Genomic DNA, 20,708 nt, shown 5'->3' with positions numbered 1-20,708 from the left:
GGGCGGCGGCGGGGGACGGGAACAGGGCGGCCGCGCTCCGCTAGCGGCGGCGGGGGACGGTGAGGAGGGTCAGGGCGAGGGCGAGGACGGCGAGGCCGGTCCAGGAGGGGACGGGGAGGCGTTCGTCGAGGGCTGCGACGCCGAGGACGGCGGCGACCGCCGGTTCGGCCAGGGTCAGGGCGGTGGCCGTCTGGGCCGAGGTGTGGCGCAGGCCGCGGCCGAAGAGGCGGTAGGCGAGGAAGGTGGTGACCACGCCCAGGTGCAGCGCGACGAGTGCGCCGCGCGGGGTGGCGAGCCAGTGGGCGCCGTCGAGCAGCAGGACGGGCAGGACCAGTACGGCGCCCGCGCCGAACATCGCGCCCATCACCCCGGCGGACGGGAGGCCCTGGGCGATCAGCCGGCCGCCGACCAGTGAGTACACCGCGTAGGACAGTCCGGCGAGGGCCGCCAGCAGGACGCCGGAGAGGTCCATCGGCGTGCCGCCGCCGCCGAGTTGCGGGCCGAGCACCAGCAGGGTGCAGCCGAGCACCGCCGTCGAGGTGGCGCACGTCCAGCGGGCGGTGGGCCGGGGGCCGCCGGTGAGCCGGGCCAGAAGGCCGGTGAAGACCGGTGCGCTGCCGAGGGCGATCACGGTGGCGACCGCCACGCCCGTGCGGGCGACGGCGGGGTAGAAGGTGACCGGGTAGCCGGCCACCGCGAGGGCGCCCAGGAGCAGCAGCCGCCGGTCGCGGGGCGGGCACGTCCTGGGCAGGGAACGGGCGGTGCGGTCGGACAGCAGGAGCAGCAGCCCGCCGAGGGCCAGTCCGGCGCAGCCGATGGCGGCGGCCGGGGCGTCGGCGGGGGCGAGCGATCCGGCCGTGCCGGTGGTGCCCCAGAGCACGGCGGCGGCGAGGACGGGCAGCGGGCCGGCGAGGGCGCCGGGGCGCCGTGGTGCGGGCGTGGAGGCGGGCGCGGGTACGGGCGTGGCGGTGCGGTTCGGCACAGTCGTGGACTTCCGTTGTCGAATTCCGGGATTCCGGCGGGCGGACTGGATTCGGAACGGGCGCACGACACGGACCCCCGGGGCCGCTGCGGGCCGACCGGGGGGCGCGGGATCAGGCGTGCCGGTGTGTGCGCCCGGTCAGGCGGACAGCGGTGGCAGCACGACGTGCCAGTACGAGGTCATGCGGCGATGCTACCCGTCCGCGCCTCCGCCGTCGGGGCCGGTGGTGAACGCGGGGCGGGGCGGCAGCCGTACTCGTCACCATGACGGTGATGACCACGAGGCGCGGGCCTGGCAAGCTGGCCGCCATGGCGGAAACGGCGGGCGAGGCGGGCATCCGGGAGCTGGTGGCGGGGTGGCTCGCCGCCGAGCGGCCCGGTGGTGACGGCGGGGACGGCGGCGGGGGCGGCGGGGACGGCGACGACCTGCCGGGCGGCGGCTGGGCGGTGCCGCCGGCCGACGGGGCGGTGGTGGTCGCGGCCGCCCGGCGGCTGGCCGTGGACGGCCTGGGGCGGCGCGGGCCGCGAACGGCGGTCCCGGACGGGCTGCGGGCGATCGCCGAGGCGCTGGTGGTCGACGAGCACCCGTCGGCGGCGCGCTGGACGCCGTTGGAGCGGGCGCAGGCGGTGGAGTGGGTGGCGCTGCTGCTGCACCGCTTCGGCGAGGACGGCGTGGCGCTGCTGACGGCGGATCTGTCGGGCGGGCCCGGGGCGGGTGCGGGCGACCCGGACCCCGGGCGTCGCTCAGCCCGATAGCGCGGTCAGCCGTTCGTCCAGTTCGCGGACGGCCGTGGTGTCGCCGAGCCGTCCGTACAGCCCGCGGGCGGCGTGCAGGGTGCCGACGGCCTCCGGGGCGCGGCCGGTTGCCAGCAGGAACTCGGCGAAGTGGCGTTCGGCGACCGCGTGCAGATGGACGGCGCCCGCGGACCGGCAGCGCTCCGCGGTCTGCCGCCAGGCCTCCTCCGCCTCCGTCCGGCGGCCGAGCAGTTGGAGGGCGTGGGCCTCGTTGATCATCGCGGAGAGGTGGAAGACCGCTAACGGGTGCTCGGCGAGCAGCGCGCGGGCCTCCCGGGCGCGCTCCAGCGCACGCACCGGCTCACCGGCGAGGCCGTAGAGCCCGGCGGTGTTGCTGAGCGCGTAGGGGGCGTGCTCGGCGTGGCCGTGCGCCTCCGCGAGGGCGATCGCCTGCTCACCCAGCCGGACCGCCTCGGCCGGCCGTCCGGCGGCGGCCGTGGTCACGGCCAGCACGGTGAGCGCCTGCACCCGGACGGTGTCCCCGGTGCCCGAGGTGCGGTCGACCGCGCGGCGGGCCAGTCGGTGGGCCTCCGCCGTCCGGCCCCGGCCTCTCAGGGCGCTCAGGGCGCGGGCGGTCACGGCCTCCATCGCGGCGACGGCCGCCGGGTCGCCGGTGCGGTCGGCGGCGTCGAGCCCGGTCCGTAGGCAGGCCAGCCGGTCGGCGCGGCGGCCGACGCTGTAGTAGAGGCCGTCCGCGCGGTAGGCGAGCCGCCAGGCGCGGTCGGGGTCGCCGCCCTCGGAGGCGGCGGCGACCAGGCCGCGGACGGCGGGCTCCTCGGCCTGGAACCAGTCCAGGATCGAGCGGACGGAGGGGAAGCGCGGACGGCCGGCGCGGGGCGAGTCCCCGGCGGCGGGCTGGATCACGGCGGCGCCGTGGGCCACCGTCGTCAGGTAGTGGTCGGCCAGCGCGGCGGTCGCCGCGGTCCGCTCGGTGGCGGGCCGCCCGTCGAGGAGTTCGGCGCCGTACAGGCGGACCAGGTCGCAGCGGCGGTAGCGGCCCGGCGAGACCTCGGTGAGCAGGTGGTGCGCGGCGAGCACCGCGAGCGCGTCGCCGGCCTCGGCGGGGCCCGCGCCGAGCAGCGCGGCGGCCGCCGGGACGTCGGTCTCGGCGCCCGGGTGGACTGCCAGCAGGGCCAGCAGGTGCGTTGCGGTGTCCGGGATGTGACGCAGCGTCAGGTCGAGGGCGGCGCGCAGACTGGTGGCGCCCCTGGTGTCCAGGGCGTGCAACCTGGTGCGGTCGTCGGCGAGTTCGGGCACCAGGTCGGCGATCGCCCACCCCGGGCGGGTGGCGAGCCGGGCGGCGGCGATCCGCAGGGCGAGCGGCAGCCCGCCGCAGAGCTCGGCCAGCCGGTCGGTGGCCTCCGGTTCGGCGGCCACCCGGGTGCGGCCGAGCAGTTGCTCCAGCAGGCGGCGGGCGTCCGGGCCGGGGAGCGGACCGAGGCGCAGTACGGCGGCGCCCTCGCTGACCACCAGGTCCTCCAGGGTGCGCCGGCTGGTGACCACCGTCGCGCAGCCGGGGCCGACCGGCAGCAGATCGGCGAGGTCGGCGGTGTCGCGGACGTCGTCCAGCACCACCAGGAGGCGGCGGTCACGGCTGAGCGACCGGTAGAGCGCGGCGCGGGCCGGCCGGTCCTCGGGCAGCTCGGCCGCCGGGACGCCGAGGGCGCGCAGGAACCGGCCGAGCACGGTGGCCGGGTCGGTGGGACGGCCGGGGCCGAAGCCGTTCAGGTCGGCGAAGAGCCGCCCGTCCGGGTAGCCGGCGGCCGCGTCGTGCGCCCACCTCAGGGCCGTGGCGGTCTTGCCGCTGCCGGCCGGGCCGACCAGGACGCCGATACCGCCGGAGCCGCCGGGGTATGCGCTGATCGGCAACCGCTCGCCGAGCCAGCCGAGTTCGCGCGATCTGCCGACGAAGCCGGCGGGCGAGCGCGGGAGCTGGTCGGGGACGGGAGCGGGAGCGGCGCCGCGGGGGGAGCGCACCTCGGCGGCCACGGGGCGCGGCGCGTTCCCGTCCTTCTGGGCGGGCACCCGGGCGGCGGAGGCGGCGGAGGAAGTGGCAGAGGCGGAGGCGGCGGACGGGCGGGTCGCCACCGGGCGAGGGGTGGGCTTGCAGCTCGCGAACGGGAGCACCGCGGCGGGCCGGACGGCGGGCGCGACCGGTGCGGCAGGGCCGGGCCGGCCGATGAGGCCGCCGGGAACCACGGCGCGCGCCAGGGTGCGCCGCTGCGCCGGCTCGCCGGTGCGGACACCGGACGCCGCCGACCGCAGCGCGCTGCCCGGCCCGACCCCGAGCTCCGCGGCGAGCCGCCGCCGGGTGCGGTGGTAGACGTCGACGGCGTCCCGGGGACGCCCGGCCTGGGTCAGGCAGAGCACCAGCACGGCGGCGACCTGCTCGTTCAACGGATCGGACTCCAGTGCCTGGTCGAGTCCGGCCACCGCCTCCGCACCCAGGCCGAGCCGCAGCAGCCGCTCCGCCCAGGCCTCCAGCGCCACGGCCCGGCTGCGCCGCAGACGGTCCGCCAGTGCGTCCCTGAGGCCGGTGTCCGGCAGGCCGGCCAGGGCGGTGGGACCGTTCCACAGGTCGAGCGCCCGGCGCAGCAGCGCGGTCGCCGCCCGGTCGCCGCCCGGGGAGTCCTCCGCCGCGGCGCGGGCCGCCAACTGCTCGAACAGCGACGCGTCGACCGCGTCCGCCGGACCGTCCAGCCGGTAGCCCGGAGACCGGGTCGACAGGACGAGGTCGGAACCGGCGATCAGCTTCCGCAGCGCCGCTATGTGGCCCTGCAACGCGGCCCGCGCCTGCGCCGGGGGCTCGTCGCCCCACAGCAGTTCGAAGAACCGCTCGACCGGGACGGTGCGGCCGAGTTCGAGCGCCAGCAGGGCCAGCGTGGCGCGCCGCTTGGCAGCGGCGGGCTCGACGGACCGACCGTCGGCGGCCTGGAGCTCCACCGGGCCCAGCAGCCGAACGAACACGGATCCTCCCTGGTGAGAGCGGGTGGACGAGGGACTCCACCCTGTGCGGGGCGCAGTCTAGCCAGGCCGAACGTGCGGTTTGTGACGTTCAGTGCACAGTTGCCGAGACCGTGTATGGAGCCGCCGGTCCGCGCGGTGGACGGGGCCGGTCCGCCGCCACGGCGGTGGCCGGCCCGACGGGCCCCTTCGTCCGTCACGGACGGCGCCGGACGGCGGCCGGTTGCGGCGCGGGCGGCCGGGGCGCCGCCGGGTCGGTGTCTTCCGGGTGCAAACGACGGCGCCGGCCGGGCCGGGCGCCTCCCGTGCGGTGGCCGGACGCGGTACCGGGACCTTCGGCGCCGTCGGGCCCGGCGGTGGGCCCGGCTCGCGCGGGCGCTGCTCGCCGGGGCGGCGCGGGTGGCCGGAGGTGCGGGAGGTGTGCGCGATCGGGAGTGCCGCCCTGCCCGAACAGACATCCGGCCGGAACCGGGGGCACCGTGCCCGGCCGCCGCTCGGGCGACGGCCGGGCCGCTCCCACGGATGGTCAACGGCCCGGACCCGGCGTTCGGTTCACCGGGCGGTCGCCGGTCGTACGGCGGTGAACCCGGACGCCGCGCCGCCCGTCGACCAGGATGCGGGGCCGTGTCGGTGCCGCGTGCTTCGACCGCCGGGAAGGGCGATCATGCTGCGAATGAACGGGCCGCTGCGGATCACGGTCCTCGACAAGGACGCCTACTACGAGCAGCGCGCGGTGGCGCGGACCCCGTACGGCACCCTCGTGCTGGAGGGCCGGATCGGAGCCTCGCTGGACGTCCGCGCGGACGACTGGGAGCTGGAGCTCCAGCACTGCGCCCCCGGCGTCGGCTGGCGGCCCAACATCCGGGTGCTGCCCTACCCGTGGCAGACCTCGCCCGGCGGCCTGCGCAGCCGGATCGTGCGCAGCAAGGACTGCGACTGGCCGGGCGGCGACCCGACCGAACGCAACTTCGTCCTCCGCCTGTCGGCCACCGTCGCCGACCGCCCGTCCGGCGCACCGTCGCCCACGGAGGGCCTGGGCCCGGCCGTACGCGGCGGTCTGCGCACCACCTCCGGCACGGACCTCGGCGCACTCCAGCGGACTCCCGCGGTCCCGGCGATCCCCGCGGTCCCGGCGACACGGGCCGAGCCGGCCGTCGCCCTCGTCCCGGCGGCCCGCACCCACCTGCCCACCGGCCGCGTGCTCCCGGCCGAGCCGACCGCCGCCGAGGCATGGGCGACGGGCCGGTAGGCGGCAGGCCGGAGAGAGGCGGAGGAGGACGACAGCAGGCCCGACGCGACCCTCCGGGCCAGGCGCCCCGACCGGGACCGGTCGGGGCGCCTCGTTGCTGTGGGGAGGTCGGCCGGTGGTGCTATTCCTGCGGGGCAGGGACAGGGGCAGGGGCAGGGGTGTCGAGGGTGAGGCCCGGGGTGAGGTGGAAGTGGGTGGGGGTGTCGGTGCGGGGGCGTTCGGGGGTGGGGATGGTGGCGCGGCGTTCGAGCCAGGCGCGGAGGCGGGAGAGGGCGTTGCGGTTGCGCTCGGAGGGGTCGCCGCCGGATTCGCGGAGGAGGACGCAGGCGGGGCGGTCGTCGTCGGCGGGGACCACGCCGACGACGGTGAACGCGGTGCCCGGGGGGAAGACGGCCTGGGCGGGGCCGTCGGTGGTGTCGAAGACGGAGGTGCGGCGGCCGGTGGCGGACCAGATCAGGAATTCGACGGAGGAACCCGGGAGTTCGGAGCCCGGGGCGGTCAGTCCGGCCAGTGGTGCGGGTTCGCGGAACTGGCGGCCGGTGGGGTAGTGGGGCAGGACCGACTCGGGGGCCAGGGCGGGGTCGGCGGCGAGGAGGACGGCGCCGTGGTGGCTCGGGAGGCGGCGCAGGCCGGCGCCGAGGCAGCGGAGGAAGGGCTGCAGGGCGGGGTCGGCGGAGCGGGCGGCGGCCACCAGGTCGGCGCGGGTGGTGGGGACGCCGGTGTCGGTGTGGTGGAGCAGGACGGCGGCGAGGTCGGGTTTGAAGTCGTCCTGGGAGGTGGAGCGCAGGCCCGGGAGCCGGGTGGCGAGCTGTTCCAGGCGACCGGTGCAGCGGTGGTAGTGGTCGCCGAGCAGGGTGCGGACGGCGTCGCGTTCGGCGGGGGTGGTCGCGGTCACCGGTGCCGGGCAGTCGTCGGGGCCGAAGGCGCGGGCGGTGGTGGAGGGAGGGGGAGGAGAGGCGGGGGCAGGGGGAGAGGGCGGTGAAGGGGAAGCAGGGGGAGCAGGGGGAGCGGGGGAGGGCGGAGGCGGGGGAGGGAGGGGAGCGGCCGGTTCGGCGGGAGGGACTTCCGGGGCGCGGGCGGGGCGGGGGTCGCCGCCGGCGGTCGCGGTGGCAGTGGCAGTGGCAGCGGTGGCGACTGCGGGGGTGCGGCGGGCTGGGGGTGCGGTGGCGGGGGTGGGGTCGGCGGTGGCGCGGACGGGGGTGGGGAGGGGGACCGGCCGTGCTTCGGGTTCGGTTTCGGGCTCGGGTTCGAGGGCGGGTACCGGGACAGGAGCGGGGACAGGAGCCGGGAGTTCGGTGCGGGCGGCGGGGCGCGGCGGGGCGGCCGTCGGGCGGCCGATGCCGTAGGACACCGGCGCCACGGCGGGCGGGCCGCTCAGCGGCTGCTCCGCGCCGAGCCACTCCAGTTCGTGCATCCGCGCGACGAAGCGCCCGACGCGTTCGGCGGTGGGCTCCAGCAGGCCGTGGACCAGCAGGCCGAACCCCTCGGCGCCGGCGGACGGGAGGCGGTCCAGGAGGGTGCCGAGTTCCTCGAAGGCGTCGGCCGGCACCGGGCGGTCGCGTTCCCCGACGATGAGCAGCGGGCGGGCCGCCTCGGGGCGCCGGAAGCGCGGGGTGAGGACGTGCGGGGGTTCGGGGCGCAGCCAGAGGCCGGCGGGGACGGCCTCCAGCGCCCAGTACGGGAACGCCCGGAAGACGGCGGGCCCGTCGGTGCGCCAGTCGGCGCCGCCGTTGCGCCAGGCGGCGGGGCTGGTCGGGGCACCGGGGGCGGTGGCCAGGCGCAGCAGGAAGGGCTCCCAGCCGGCGCGGCCGTTGCGGTCCAGGATCCGGGAGGTGGGGCCGCCGGGGCCGAGTACGGGCAGGCCGATGGCGGCCTGCACCGGCCGGGCCGTGCGGGCGGCCAGTGCGCCGGTGAGGGCGGCCAGTTGGTCGGGGGCCGCCCAGGGGGCGCTGACCAGGGGGCGGTCGGCGCCGAGCGGCAGGGAGAGCACGGCCTCGGTGAAGTCCTCGGGGAGCAGGACGGGCCGGGCGGGGGTGCCGATGAGGACCACGGCGTTGCCGGGCGGCGCGGCGGCGAGCCGGACGTCGGGCAGCGGGGTGGTGGACGGGTCGGCCGGGTCGGAGAGCCAGAAGCCGGCGGGCAGGCGCAGGACGCGCACGGCGTCGGCCCGTCCGCGAGCAGCGGCGGCGGGGGCAATGGTGGCGGGGGCAGCGGCGGGGGCGGACGCGGAGACGGTGGCGGGGACGGCGGGCGCGGGCTCCGGGGCGGCGGAGCCGATGGTGCTGTTCAGCCGGCGCGGCGCCTCGCCCGGCTCGCACCGCCACCACGCGGACGCCTCGACGGCGCCCGCCGGGTCGGTGACCTTGAGGTTGCCGGCCGGGGTGATCTCCACCAGGCCGTCCGGCGCGACGACCGGTACGCCCGCGCGCTCGGCGACGACCTCGGCGGGCCGGCGGCCGTTGGGGGCGAGGGCGGCCAGTCCGGAGGCGGCGAGCACCAGGTGGGCGGCGCCCCGGGCGCGGGCGATCACCCCGAGGTCGGCCATCCGGTCGCGCAGGACCTTGGCCGAGTCGGGTGCGGCGGCGACCACCACCACGGCGTCGGGGACGGGCCGCAGGGCGCCGATCGCGGCGTTCAGCTCGTCCTCGCGGGCGGTGGACGCGGCGATCACGAAGTGCGGCCCGACCGCGCGGAGCACCGACGGGCCGGGGACCGGCGCGGCGGCCGGCACCGCACGCGGGGTGGCGGCCGGAAGAGCGGGGCGCACCGGTGCGGGTGCGGGTGCGGGCGGGGCAGCCGCGCCCCCGGCGGGCAGCGCGCGCTGCGGCCCGCGCCGGAATCCGAAACGGCGGCGGGGCTCGGCCGGGGGCGCGGGCTCCTCGGAGCGCGCACCGGTGCGGGAGAGGCTCATCGCTCAGGACTACGGCCCCCGCCGCGCCCCCGGTTCACCGCCCGCCGGAGCGGCCGTCAGGCATCCGCCGACCCGGGCGACTCCGACGACGGCTCCGGCTCCGGCATCAGCGCGGTCTGCACCTGCACCGTGCGGCGCCGGGTGATGTGCAGGCCGCGCCCGGGCGGCAGCAGGCGCGGCTTGACGCTGCCGAACAGCGTGCCCTCGCTGGGCGGGCAGGAGAGCAGCGTGATCGGCGTGTTGACGTCCTGGAGCCGGCGCAGCACCTGGTCGCTGTAGGCCCGGCCGACGCCGTTGGCCGAGCGGGCGACGATCAGGTGCAGACCGAGTTCGGTGCCCTGCGCCAGGTGTTCGAGGAGCGGGCCGAACGGGCCGGCGCCCGTCGTGCCGGGGATGAGGTCGTAGTCGTCGACGACGACGAACAGCTCAGGCCCCGTCCACCAGTCGCGCAGCCGCATCCGGGCCGGGCTGATCTCCTCGCCGGGCAGCCGGGCCTCCATGGCGCGGGCCGCGCCCGTGACGACCTGCCGGAGCACGTCCACCGAGACGGCGTAGCCGAGCCGGTACTCCTCCGGGACGGCCTCGTAGAGCCCGCGCCGGAAGTCGACGAGCATGATCCGGGCCTCCGCGGGCGTGTAGGCGGAGGTGATCCCGTCGATCAGCAGGCGCAGCAGGTTGGTCTTGCCGCTCTCGCTGTCGCCGACCACCAGCAGGTGGGGCGACTCCTCGAAGTCGTGCCAGAGCGGCGCGATCGCGGTGTCCTCCAGACCGATGGCGACCCGCAGCCGGCCCTCGGGCGCGGGCAGCGCGGCGGAGTCCAGCAGCAGCGGCAGCATCCGCACCTCGGGCGCGCGCGGGCCGCTCCAGTGCTCGTTGACGGCGTCGACGAGGTCGGCGATGCCGTCGGCGAGGTCGTCGGCGCCGCCCTGGCCGTCGATCCGGGGGAGGGCGCCGAGGAAGTGCAGCCGCTCCTTGGTGAGGCCGCGGCCGGGGCTGTTGTGCGGGACGGTCTCGGCGGCCCGCATGTTGATCATGGAGTCGATGGGGTCGCCCAGGCGCAGCTCGAAGCGGGTGCCGAACTGGTCGCGCACGCCGGCGGTGATCTCGCCCCAGCGGGCCGCCGAGACGACGAGGTGCACGCCGTAGTTGAGGCCGCGGGAGGCGATCGGGGCCAGCGCGGCCACCAGCTCCATGAACTCCTGGCGCAGGGTGCCCCAGCCGTCGATGACCAGGAAGACGTCGCCGTGGCGGTCGTCGGCGAGTTCCGGGTCGCCGGCGGCCTTGCGGCGGCGGAAGGTCGTCATCGAGTCGACGCCGAGCTGCGCGAAGCGCATCTCGCGGCGCGCGATGACGCCGTTGACCTCGGCGATGGTGCGGCCGATCCGCTCCGGGTCGTGGCGCCCGGTGACGCCGCCGACGTGCGGCAGCCCGCGCAGCGAGGAGAGCGTGCCACCGCCGAAGTCCAGGCAGTAGAACTGGACCTCCTGCGGCGTGTGGGTGAGCGCCAGGGCGGTGATCAGGGCGCGCAGCAGGGTGCTCTTGCCGCTCTGCGGGCCGCCCGCGACGCCGACGTGGCCGCCGGCGGCCGACAGGTCGGCGGTCAGCAACTCGCGCATCTGCTGGAACGGGCGGTCCACCACGCCCACCGGGACGGTCAGCGTGCCGACCGCGGGGCGGCCGTCGGGCGCCAGGCCGTGCCGCGCGGTGGGGGTGAGCGGCGGCAGCAGCTCGTCCAGGGTGGGCGGGGTGTCCAGCGGCGGCAGCCAGACCCGGTGGGCCGGCGGGCCGGCGTCGAGCATCCGCGCGGCGGCCAGGTCCAGCAGGTTCGGGGCGTCCTCCTCGGCGGCCTCCCGGGCCTCCTCGGCGGCGAGCACCTCCGGGTCGGGGTCGCGCGGCGCGACGTAACCGGTGCCGTACAGCACGATCTGGCCGGCCACGGCGGCCTGCTGGACGGCGCCGCGCCGGCGCCGGTAGGGCCCGGAGACGTACGCGGCCTTGAACCGGGTGAGGGTGGCGATGTCGCTGCGCAGGATGCCGTTGCCGGGCTGGGAGGGCAGCTGGTAGGCGTCGGGCACGCCCAGCACCCCGCGGCTCTCCATGGCGGAGAAGGTGCGCAGGCCGACCCGGTAGGAGAGGTGGGACTCCAGGGCGTGCATCCGGCCCTCGTCCAGCCGCTGGGAGGCGAGCAGCAGGTGCACGCCCAGCGAGCGGCCGAGTCGGCCGATCATGATGAACAGGTCCATGAAGTCGCGGTGCGCGGACAGCAGTTCGCTGAACTCGTCGACCACGACGAAGAGCGTCGGCAGCGGGTCCAGCTGGACGCCGCCGGCCCGCGCGTTCTCGTAGTCCAGCAGCGAGCTGTAGTTGCCGGCCGAGCGCAGCAGCTCCTGGCGGCGGTTCAGCTCGCCGTGCAGGGCGTCGCGCATCCGGTCGACCAGGGCGGCCTCGTCGGCGAGGTTGGTGATCACCGCGGAGGTGTGCGGCAGCCGGTCCAGACCGAGGAAGGTCGCGCCGCCCTTGAAGTCGACGAGCACGAAGTTGAGCGTCTCCGAGGAGTGGGTGAGCGCGAGCGCGAGCACCAGGGTGCGCAGCAGCTCGGACTTGCCGGAGCCGGTGGCGCCGATCAGCATGCCGTGCGGGCCCATGCCGCCCTGCGCCGACTCCTTGAGGTCGAGTTCCACCGGCTTGCCGTCCGCGCCGACGCCGATCGGCACCCGCAGCCGCCGGCCGCGCGGGCGCTCGGCCCAGCTGCGGGCGATGTCGTGCTGGTAGAGGTCGTTGACGCCCAGCAGGGAGGTGAGGTCGAAGTCGGTGCTGAGCGGTTCGGAGACGTCCATCGCGTCGCCCAGCCGGTACGGGGCGAGCGTGGTGGCGTAGCGGCGGGCGGCCGGGAGGCCCAGCGCGTCGGGACGGCCGAGCGCGGTGACCTCGTCGCGCCGGTTGCGGTCGGCGGCGACGAGGTCCAGCCGGTCGCCGGTGATCCGCAGCCGCAGCCGGAACGGGGCGTGCTGCCACTCCATCGCGCCGGAGACGTCCAGCAGCACGGCGTTGCGGTAGCCGGCCAGCAGGGCGCGGCTGCCGGCGGGCAGCTTCACCCCGTCCAGCACGATCAGGGTGAACGGCTCGTCCCGGCCGGGCTGGGTCTCCGGCTCGAACGGGGGGCGGTCGGCGAACTCCGGGCCCAGCAGCTGCTCCAGCTCCAGCAGGGAGTCGGCGACCAGCCGCACCGGGCCGGCCCCGTCCGTCTCGGTGGGGTGCAGCGCGTGCGGCAGCCACTTCAGCCAGGCCCACTCCGCGCGCAGCGCGGGGGAGACCGCGGCCGCGACGCGCAGCTCGTCCGGGGCGTGGAAGAACGCCAGCTGGGCGATCATCGCCCGGGCCAGCGCGCGGGCCGGGCCCGGGTCGGCGGCCTCGGCGGGCTCCGTCGGGGCGGGCGCGGGGGGCACGCCGTCCGGGTCCTCCACCGGGTCGGTGTCCGCGGCGGGGTGCTCGCAGCGCAGCAGCACATGGGCGTAGCCGCGGACGTGGACGGCGATCGGCTGGTCGGCGATCGAGCCGTAGGCGTGGATGAACCGGCGCAGCGCGTGCGCGCACAGCGGCTCCAGGTCCTCGACCGGCTGGGTGGCCAGCGGGGCCAGCTTGACGGCCAGGCGCTGGGAGCCGGTGGCGATCCGGACGTCGCCGAAGTCCGGGTGGGCCGCCCGCCGCTCCCACAGCCGCGAGGTGCGCACCAGCGAGCCGAGCGAGTCCGGCTCCGGGTGGCGCCAGGCGAGTGCCAGCCGCTGGTTGACGACGTGCCGGCGGACCTGGCGGCGCACCTGGGAGAGGTAGCGCAGGTAGTCGCGGCGCTCGCCGCGCAGCTGGCGCTTGCGGTCGCTGGAGCTGCGCAGCAGCTGGGCCACCAGCATGCCGACCGCCGACAGGCCCATCATGCCCATCGCCACATAGGTGAGCGGCCCGCCGCCGGACTGCGGGTTGAGGAAGATCATCACCATCGAGAGCGAGCTCAGCGCCATCGGCGCCATGGCGATCATGTTCGACATGCCGCTCTGCTCCTCCGGAAGAACCGGCGGCTCCTGCAACTGGAGCTCGCCGTCCGGCATCGCCGGTCCGGGGCGCCGGGGCGGACGATCGACCAGGACCACGCTCAACGGGGGCTCTCCTCTCACGGCGCCGCCGCCGGCGCCGGTGACGGCGGGCCCGACGGCTCGGGCCGCACCGCACTCGGGCCTACGGCCCGCGGGCCCCCGGCGGTTCACCGGACCCCGGCCCGGGCCGGGTGAACCGCCCGCCCGGCCCGGGCCGTACCTCTGTGTCGGGAGAGCGGGCAGGCCGGTTCCACGGGAGGACGCGACACAGGTGAGCACCACCACGAGCACCACCACGGCGGCGACAGGACTGGTCCGGCTGAGGTTCCGCGCCCCCGGCGCCGCCTTCGAACTCGCCCTGCCCGGCGACGTGGTCCTCGCCGACCTGCTGCCGGCCGTCCTCGGCTACGCCGGCCCCGACGTCGCCGAGAGCGGCACCGAGCACTCCGGCTGGGTCCTCCAGCGCCTCGGCGGCGCGCCCCTCGACGAGGAGCGGACCCTGGAGGAGCTCGGGCTGACCGACGGCGAGGAGCTGTTCCTGCGCCCGGGCGGGGCCGCGCTGCCCGAAGTGCACTTCGACGACCTGGTGGACGGCGTGCGCACCGGCACCGCCGCCCGCGGCGACTCCTGGCGGCCCGCCGCCACCCACCACCTCGCGCTGCTGCTGGCCGTGCTGACGCTGGCCGGCGGCCTGCTGCTGCTCGCCCTGCCCGGCCCCGAGGGCCCGCGCTGCGCCGCCGCCGCGGTGGTCGCGGTGCTGCTGCTGGCCGGCGGCGCCGCGGCGGCCCGGCTGATCGGCGACTCCCCGGCCGGGACGGCGCTGGCCGCCGCCGGGGCCTGCCACGCCGCGGCCGCCGCCGCGCTGGCCCCCGGGGTCACCGGCCCGGCCCGGCTGCTCGCGGGCGGCTCGGCGGCGGTCGGCGCCACCGTGGTGGCCCTGGCCCTGGTCGGCGCCGGGCCGTTCTTCGCCGGACTGCTGGTGGCGGCGGCCCTCGCCCTCGCGGCCGGCGCGCTCGCCGCGGGCGGGGTGGGGACCACCGAGACCGCCGCGGCGGTGGCGGCCGGGGCCGTGCTGTTCGGCGCCTTCGTCCCCGCGCTGGCGTTCAAGCTGGCCGGGCTGCGGCTGCCCGCACTGCCCCGCAACGCCGACGAACTCCAGGAGGAGATCGAGCCGTTCCCGGCCGACGACGTGCTCGCCCGCAGCCTGGTCGCGGACGGCTACCTGGCCGGCTTCTTCGTCGCGGTCGGCTCGGCGTGCGCGATCACGCTCACCGTGCTGGCGCTCGCCCGGGACGGCGGCTGGGGGTCGACGGCGATGGCCGCCGACCTGTCGGTGCTGGTGCTGCTGCACGCCCGGGACATCGGCGGGCTGCGCCAGCGGCTCGCCATGCTGCTGCCCGGGGCGCTGGGGCTCGGACTGCTCGCCGTACGGACCGGCTGGGACGCCGCACCGGGCGGCCGGCTCGGCGTGTTCGCCGCGCTGGCCGTCGCCGCGACCGGGCTCTGCGCCGCCGCCTGGACGGTGCCGGGGCGGCGGCTGCTGCCCTACTGGGGCCGGATCGGCGACATCCTGCACTCGCTCGCCGCGATCACTCTGCTGCCGCTCGCGCTCCAGGTCTTCGGCTTCTACGGGGCGATGCGCGGCCTGGCGGGCTGACCCGCACGACCGGACCCCACCCGACCCGGCCCCGACCCGGGGCACCCGCACCGAGGAGGCCACCCGCCATGCAGTCCCGACGCGACCAGGTGCAGGCCCACCTGTTCGTGATGAGCCGGGTCGCCGCCGGCGTCCTGCGCGCCGAGCCGGACGCCCCCGACACCCCGGTCGGCCGGACCAACCGGGGCGCCGCGATCGGCCTGGCCGTCGCCCTGCTGATCGGCGCCGGCGCCGGCGTCTACGGCCTGATCAAACCCGGCGGCGCCAGCCGCTGGAAGCAGCCCGGCACCCTGGTGGTGGTCAAGGAGACCGGTACCCGCTACGTCTACGCCGGCGGGCTGCTCCACCCCGTGCTCAACGAGGCCAGCGCGCGGCTGCTGGCGGGCGACCAGCTGAAGGTGGACCAGGTCTCGGCCCGATCGCTGGAGGGCACCGGGCGCGGCACCCCGGTCGGCATCGTCGGCGCGCCCGACGGCCTGCCCGCCGCGAAGGCCGTCGCCGGCGCCGACTGGCTGCTCTGCACGGTGCGGCCGTCGAGCGCCGGCGCCGGGGTCCCGGCGGCCCGCCCCGCCCCGCAGCTCTCGGTCGCGATCGGCACCCGGCAGACCGGCCGGCCGGGCGGGCGCCCCGGGGGGGGGGTGGGCCGGGCGCGCGGCGGGGGCCCCCCGCCCGGGGCCGGCCCCCGGGTGGCCCCCGGCGCCCGGGGGGGCGCGGGGCCGGACGGCGTCGCCCACCTGCTCTGGCACGGCCGCCGGTTCACCCTGGACGCGGCGGGAGGCGCGGTGCGGGCGCTCGGCTACGCCGCCGTCACGCCCGTCCCGGTCACCGCCTCCTTCCTGGCCGCGTTCCCGGCCGGGCCGGAGCTGCGGGCCCCCGACGTGCCGGGGCGGGGCAAGGACGGTCCGGTGCTCTCCGGCCGGCCGACCCGGGTCGGCCAGCTGTTCACCGGCACCGGCGAGGAGCGCTACCTGCTGGCCGAGCAGGGCCTGGTCGCCGTCACCGCCACCCAGTTCGCCCTGGTGCAGGGCGATCCGCGCACCCAGCAGGAGGCGTACGGGAACGGTGCGGTGGCGCCCTCCCCGGTCGGCGCGGCCGACCTCGCCGCGCACACCGCGCCGCCCGCCGCCGCGGCGGCCTTCGCCCCCGAGGGGCTGCCGGGCCGGCCCCCGGCGGCGCTGGCGCCCCGGGGCGAGCAGGCGCTCTGCGCGGCGCTGCGGCCCGGGACCGACGGCGGGGACCTGGACGTGTCCGTGCTGGACGCCACGCCCGTCCTCGGCCTGCCGCCGGTGCTCCAGCCCGGGGTGCTGCCCAGCTGCACCCCGGCGGACCGGATCGCGGTGCGCCCCGGCGGCGGCGCCCTGGTCCGGGGGCTGTCCGGCGCGGGCTACGGCGGCACGCTGTACCTGGTCACCGATTCGGGCGTGAAGTACCCGCTGGCCTCGGCGGCGGTGGCCGAACGGCTCGGCTACGCGAAGGCGGCGCCGACGGCGGTGCCCGGGCGGGTGCTGTCGCTGCTGCCCACCGGGCCGAGCCTCGACCCGGCGCCGCTGGCGGGCGGTGTGGTGCAGCCGGCGGTCACCGGCGAGGGCCGCTGCACGCGCTGAGCCGCGACGGCCGAGCGGAGGGTGAACCACCCGGCGGAGCCGTCCCGTTCACCCTGGCGGGCCGCTCCGACCGGCCCGCGGCGAATCGCGCCGGCCGGAAGCGGCCGGCGGCACCGGAGGAGGTACTCACGTGGTCCAGCAGACGACGGTCAGCCAGCAGGCCCTTCAGGACGTCAGGACGCAGATCGAGGCGAAGTACGAGGCGATGAGGGCCACCGCCATGTACATCGAGGACATCAACACCGCGATCCGCGACAGCTTCGAGGGCGCGGCCAGCACCACCTTCCAGAACAACATCAACTCCTGGCTGGAGCAGTACGCGGCGGTCAGCCGGGACTACGACGCCTTCCACGCCAAGTTCGGCGACACCAGCCAGATCTTCACCGCGACCGGCGACCACACCGAGACCGTCGCGAAGAACAGCCTCGGCAACGTCGGCACCGGCCCCGCGGACTACGTCGAGGGCGTCCTGAACCCCCAGAAGTAGCCCCCGAAGCAGCCCGCCGTCCGTCGAACCGACCGCCTGAACCGAAGGGAACCCCGCCATGACCGGGCACATGTCACTGCACTACGCCGGCGTCGACACCGCGATCAACGACCTCGACGCCCACTCCAAGACCATGCACGCCCAGATGGAGGACCTCAAGGAGTACCTCCGGAGCAAGATCGGCGTCGAGCTCATCGGTGCCTTCTCGGCCGCGGCCGACACCCTCGCCACCCAGTTGGAGAGCTCCGACAAGGCGATGACCGGCAAGATCGAGAACGCCAAGGTCGCGCTCACCGAGATCCGCGACGCGATCCACGACGCGGACATGCGGGCCAGCACCCACTTCGACCACGTCAAGGGCTGAGCCGAGTGGCGGACGACGAGAACGACAAGGGCGACGGCGGCAGCGGCACCGTCAAGATCACCGACAGCTTCCTGGCGACGTTCCCGGACAAGACCATCAAGGTCTTCCTCAAGGACGTCCTGACGGCGGTTCCGGTGCGGGAGCTGCGGGCCTTCGCCGACGGCAGCGCGCCGTTCCTGGTCGGCAACAACTCCGGGAACTTCACCGCGCCCGGGACCCTGGCCACCGCGCTCAAGGCGTACGACGACTCGATCGCCAAGATGCTGGGGACGATCATCGAGCAGTTCGACACCCTGATCGTCGACCTCTCGCTCGCCGACCGCTACCTGAACAACGCGCTGGACGAGTCCCTGGACTACGCGCAGTTCATGAAGGTGGCGAACCGGACCCTGACCTCGGGTTCCGGCACCGGCACCAAGTAATCCGGCGGGGAGGACCGCCGCCACCGCGGAGTCGGCCCGGCACCGGGTCGGCCCCGCGCCACGTCAGGTCGGGCACGGCCGCGAGAGGGGATGCCATGGTGTACATCTGGGAGGACGCGCTCACCTTCCTGGGCTCGTCGGCGGACAAGGCTCCGACCAAGCGCGGGGACGTGGTCGACGACGAGAAGCCGTGGCTCAACACGGATGTCCGCAGGCAGGTGGTCCACGCGGGCTGGCAGGGAGTCGAGGGCGACGGCACCGACGTGAAGCTCGACAGCTGGGTGGCCTGGTACTTCACCTACACCGAGGGTTCCAGCACGACGGTGAAGCACGGCAGCTACGTCATCGGCACCAACGTGCAGTACCCGAACCTCGACGGCCCGGGCGCCAAGTTCGCGGGGTGGACGGCCAGCCGCAAGCCGCTGGAGCAGTTCGTCGACGGCTCGGTCAAGGCCAACGACCGGCTCGACCCGGCCGTCTTCACCAGGGCGGCCGACACCCTCAAGAACTTCAGCTCCTTCCTCGACGGCTGGATCGCCGCGATCGGGACCGAGTGGGTCAAGGGCATCGGCGACGAGGACGGCGACTGGCAGGGCAGCGCGGCGAACGCGATGCGGACCCTGCTGCTGGCGTTCCGCAACGAGATGGACGCCGACAACCGGATGATCCGCCTGGCCGGTGTCGACACTCTCCTGCGTCCGATGGACGGGGGCGTCAAGGTCCAGATCGGACAGCTGTGGGAGGGCTTCAAGGGCTGGTGGGGATCGCCCCTGGCCTGGCCGACGAACGCGGTCACCGCGGCGCTGATGGAGGGGGTCAAGGGCGCGACGTTGAAGATCGTGAACTCCAACGACCGGACGCCGACCTGGCACAGCCGGGAGGATCCGGCCAAGGGCGCCTTCGACGCCTACGGCAAGATCCAGCAGAACGGGGTGCTCGGCTCCCTGCAGATCACCGTCACCGGGGCGCCGTTCGGCGATCCCAAGACGGTCGACTTCTGGAAGCAGGTCGACAAGCGGGCCCGGCAGATCTGGCTCGGCAACGTGGTGAACTGGCTGGACCTCGAAGCCGACCGGGTGCTGACCGGGCTCACCCAGGCCTACACGAGCATCGGCAACGCCGCCCGGCCGCTGAAGCCGTTCCCGCTGATGATGCCCGACCCGAAGGCCCCCGAGGACCCGACCAAGGACCCGACCAAGGACCCGACCAAGGACCCCACCAAGGACGACCCCAACAAGAAGATCGACGAGTTCAACCAGAAGATCAACGAGCTCGGCACCGGCGGCGGCGGCGACAAGGACGGCGGTCCCGGTACCAAGGACCTCCCCGGCGGCCCGAACATCAAGGACATCACCGGTGCCGGCGGCGGCAGCGGCGGGAGCGGCGCCGGAGGTCCCGGCGGCAACACGCCGAACCTCAACCTCGGCGGCACCGGGGGCGGCAGCGGGAGCACCCCGAACCTCAACCTCGGCGGCGGCAGCGGGAACACGCCGAACCTGAACCTCGGCAACTCCGGCGGCAACACGCCGAACCTCAACCTCGGCGGCGGGAGCGGCTCCGGCGGCAGCGGTGGGAGCGGCCCCGACCTCATCGGCAACCCCTTCCCCGGCCTCAACACCGGTCCGCTGCCCGACCACCTCCTCCCCGGCAGCACCGGCTCGAACCGCCCGGTGGTCGTGCCCCCCAGCTCCGTGATCACCAAGGACGGGCGGATCGTCGACGAGAACGGCAACCCCGTCCTGGACTCCGCCGGCAACCCGATGGTGGCCGGCCCGGGCTACTCCATCGGCCCGGACGGCATCCTGCGCGACGGCCAGGGCAACACCGTCTCGCAGTACCGGCAACTGCTCGCCGACCGCTACTCCGCCGCCGGCATCGGCGGCAGCGGCAGCGGCAGCGGCATCGGCCCCGGCGGCGACGACCTGCTGACGCCCAATGAGTTCGGCCCCGGCGGCTTCTCCTACAACACGATGGGCCTCGGCTCCGCCGGCCCCGGCGGCGCGGGCTCGCTCGGCCTCGGCGGCAGCCCGATGATCACCGGCATGGGCGGCGGCCTCAGCAACCGCGCCCTGGCCGCCGGCGGCGACCCGTCCATCACCAAGGCCGCGGTCGACCAGGCCAACGCCGAGCGCGCCGCCGCGGAGCGGGCCGCCCGCGCCGCGGCCCAGGAGCAGGCCGCCCTGACCGGCCGGCAGACCCCCACCACCTCCAGCGGGATGCCGCCGATGATGCCGCCGGGCGCCGGCATGGGCGGCGCGGGCGGCGCGGGCGGCGAGAAGGACCGCCGCCGCACCACCTGGCTGGCGGAGGACGAAGAGGTGTGGGGCACCGAGACCGGTGCGGTCGAAGGCGTCATCGGGCGCTGAGCGCCGTGGCAGAGGAGAGGACGAACACATGAGCAACCCGTTCGCGGACCAGATCGCCCAGGCGATGGCGGACATGCAGACCGAGCTGGCCAGGGCCGAGGCCATGCAGCAGGAGATGAACGAGCTCACCGGCTCGGTCACCTCCAAGGACCGGATGGTCACCGTCAAGGTCGGCTCACAGGGCCAGGTCGTCTCGATGACCTTCCACACCAACGCCTACCGGGAGATGGCGCCCGCCGAGCTCGCCAAGGCCCTCACCGACGTCCTCAACGAGGCCCGGGCCGACGTCGGCAGGCAGGTCGCCGAGCGGATCTCGCAGTTCGACGGGATCGGCGAGACGCTGCGGCTCTCGATGACCGGCGGCAGCGAGCTGGACGAGATCCTCGAACCGCTCTGGGCGATGGCCCCGGGCTACGAGGACGAGGAGAGGAAGAAGGCGAAGGCGGGCCGGCAGGAGGAGTTCCGTGGCTGACCCGGGGACCACCGCCAAGACGGCGGTGCTCAAGAAGAGCTTCGCCGAGTTCTTCGAGCTGAAGGACTTCGTCACCCAGCTCAAGACCGAGGCGACCCACATCAACGAGATCAACCTGCGGGTGGGCGGCAACGACGAGATCGGCAAGCAGTACCACGGCCAGGTCGACGACGGCACCAAGAACCTCTACGAGCTGATCGTCAGGATCGGCTCCACGCTCTCCTCGGTCGGCGAGAACGGAGAGCTCCTCGCCGACACCCTCGACAAGGCGGGCGACCACGCCCGCGACCTCGCCAACGGCTTCTGACCCCGCAGAAGCCGACGGCCCGACCCCGCGCACCGACCGGA

At 76.2% G+C, this 20,708-nt stretch carries 14 protein-coding genes; 10 read left to right on the top strand and 4 right to left on the bottom strand.

Annotated elements, in window-relative coordinates; genetic code table 11:
* Positions 1-40: 40 nt before the first annotated feature.
* The gene (locus tag ACFU74_RS06800; protein WP_380752866.1) at positions 41-982 is read right to left on the bottom strand and encodes an EamA family transporter; all 942 of its coding nucleotides are present in this window, start codon (positions 980-982) and stop codon (positions 41-43) included.
* Positions 983-1,254: 272 nt separating this feature from the next.
* Between ACFU74_RS06800 and ACFU74_RS06795 the strand changes: the two genes are divergently transcribed.
* Positions 1,255-1,737, top strand: coding sequence for a hypothetical protein (locus ACFU74_RS06795; RefSeq protein ID WP_380752863.1), 483 nt, complete (start codon positions 1,255-1,257; stop codon positions 1,735-1,737).
* Here the strand turns inward: ACFU74_RS06795 and ACFU74_RS06790 are convergent.
* On the bottom strand, positions 1,726-4,743 hold the full coding sequence (locus tag ACFU74_RS06790; RefSeq protein WP_380752861.1) for a BTAD domain-containing putative transcriptional regulator: 3,018 nt from the start codon (positions 4,741-4,743) through the stop codon (positions 1,726-1,728). The two genes, ACFU74_RS06795 and ACFU74_RS06790, sit on opposite strands and share 12 nt — an antisense overlap.
* 661 nt (positions 4,744-5,404) lie before the next feature.
* Here ACFU74_RS06790 and ACFU74_RS06785 point away from each other — a divergent pair.
* The gene (locus tag ACFU74_RS06785; RefSeq protein WP_380752859.1) at positions 5,405-5,989 is read left to right on the top strand and encodes a hypothetical protein; all 585 of its coding nucleotides are present in this window, start codon (positions 5,405-5,407) and stop codon (positions 5,987-5,989) included.
* Positions 5,990-6,110: 121 nt separating this feature from the next.
* Here the strand turns inward: ACFU74_RS06785 and ACFU74_RS06780 are convergent, their stop codons facing one another.
* Positions 6,111-8,900 (bottom strand): hypothetical protein, encoded by a 2,790-nt coding sequence (locus tag ACFU74_RS06780; protein ID WP_380752856.1) that lies wholly within the window; start codon positions 8,898-8,900, stop codon positions 6,111-6,113.
* Positions 8,901-8,956: 56 nt separating this feature from the next.
* A complete protein-coding gene (gene eccCa / locus ACFU74_RS06775) occupies positions 8,957-13,003 on the bottom strand; it encodes a type VII secretion protein EccCa (RefSeq protein WP_380752908.1) in 4,047 nt (1,348 codons plus the stop codon).
* Positions 13,004-13,259: 256 nt separating this feature from the next.
* Here eccCa and eccD point away from each other — a divergent pair, with 256 nt between their 5' ends.
* The 8 genes from eccD to ACFU74_RS06735 all read left to right on the top strand — a co-directional run bounded on the left by eccD (position 13,260) and on the right by ACFU74_RS06735 (position 20,667).
* Positions 13,260-14,645, top strand: a complete 1,386-nt coding sequence (eccD, locus tag ACFU74_RS06770) for a type VII secretion integral membrane protein EccD (RefSeq protein WP_380752854.1) — start codon at positions 13,260-13,262, stop codon at positions 14,643-14,645.
* Between the two features lie 68 nt (positions 14,646-14,713).
* Positions 14,714-16,249, top strand: coding sequence for a type VII secretion protein EccB (eccB, locus tag ACFU74_RS06765; RefSeq protein ID WP_380752852.1), 1,536 nt, complete (start codon positions 14,714-14,716; stop codon positions 16,247-16,249).
* Positions 16,250-16,379: 130 nt separating this feature from the next.
* On the top strand, positions 16,380-16,736 hold the full coding sequence (locus ACFU74_RS06760; protein ID WP_380752849.1) for a hypothetical protein: 357 nt from the start codon (positions 16,380-16,382) through the stop codon (positions 16,734-16,736).
* Positions 16,737-16,794: 58 nt separating this feature from the next.
* Positions 16,795-17,100: a hypothetical protein gene (locus ACFU74_RS06755; protein ID WP_380752847.1), complete on the top strand. Its 306-nt coding sequence runs from the start codon at positions 16,795-16,797 to the stop codon at positions 17,098-17,100.
* 5 nt (positions 17,101-17,105) lie between these two features.
* Positions 17,106-17,522, top strand: a complete 417-nt coding sequence (locus ACFU74_RS06750; protein WP_380752845.1) for a hypothetical protein — start codon at positions 17,106-17,108, stop codon at positions 17,520-17,522.
* Between the two features lie 95 nt (positions 17,523-17,617).
* The gene (locus tag ACFU74_RS06745) at positions 17,618-19,888 is read left to right on the top strand and encodes a hypothetical protein (RefSeq protein WP_380752842.1); all 2,271 of its coding nucleotides are present in this window, start codon (positions 17,618-17,620) and stop codon (positions 19,886-19,888) included.
* A 28-nt stretch (positions 19,889-19,916) separates the two neighbouring features.
* Positions 19,917-20,360, top strand: coding sequence for a YbaB/EbfC family nucleoid-associated protein (locus ACFU74_RS06740; RefSeq protein WP_380752839.1), 444 nt, complete (start codon positions 19,917-19,919; stop codon positions 20,358-20,360).
* Positions 20,353-20,667, top strand: coding sequence for a hypothetical protein (locus ACFU74_RS06735; protein WP_380752836.1), 315 nt, complete (start codon positions 20,353-20,355; stop codon positions 20,665-20,667). The genes ACFU74_RS06740 and ACFU74_RS06735 overlap by 8 nt, the downstream gene beginning before the upstream one ends.
* Positions 20,668-20,708: the final 41 nt, after the last annotated feature.

The sequence above is a fragment of the Kitasatospora sp. NPDC057500 genome (genome assembly GCF_042802195.1).
Classification (GTDB): domain Bacteria; phylum Actinomycetota; class Actinomycetes; order Streptomycetales; family Streptomycetaceae; genus Kitasatospora.
This window is presented reverse-complemented; position numbering and strand designations above follow the sequence as displayed.

What these genes read in the sequence shown, in the direction of transcription:
- ACFU74_RS06785 (WP_380752859.1), top strand. Translation starts at nt 5,405, where the DNA reads ATGCTGCGAATGAACGGGCCGCTGCGGATCACGGTCCTCGACAAGGAC.
- ACFU74_RS06780 (WP_380752856.1), bottom strand. Translation starts at nt 8,900, where the DNA reads ATGAGCCTCTCCCGCACCGGTGCGCGCTCCGAGGAGCCCGCGCCCCCG.
- eccCa (WP_380752908.1), bottom strand. Translation starts at nt 13,003, where the DNA reads ATGCCGGACGGCGAGCTCCAGTTGCAGGAGCCGCCGGTTCTTCCGGAG.
- ACFU74_RS06755 (WP_380752847.1), top strand. Translation starts at nt 16,795, where the DNA reads ATGACCGGGCACATGTCACTGCACTACGCCGGCGTCGACACCGCGATC.
- eccB (WP_380752852.1), top strand. Translation starts at nt 14,714, where the DNA reads ATGCAGTCCCGACGCGACCAGGTGCAGGCCCACCTGTTCGTGATGAGC.
- ACFU74_RS06745 (WP_380752842.1), top strand. Translation starts at nt 17,618, where the DNA reads ATGGTGTACATCTGGGAGGACGCGCTCACCTTCCTGGGCTCGTCGGCG.
- ACFU74_RS06795 (WP_380752863.1), top strand. Translation starts at nt 1,255, where the DNA reads ATGACCACGAGGCGCGGGCCTGGCAAGCTGGCCGCCATGGCGGAAACG.
- ACFU74_RS06740 (WP_380752839.1), top strand. Translation starts at nt 19,917, where the DNA reads ATGAGCAACCCGTTCGCGGACCAGATCGCCCAGGCGATGGCGGACATG.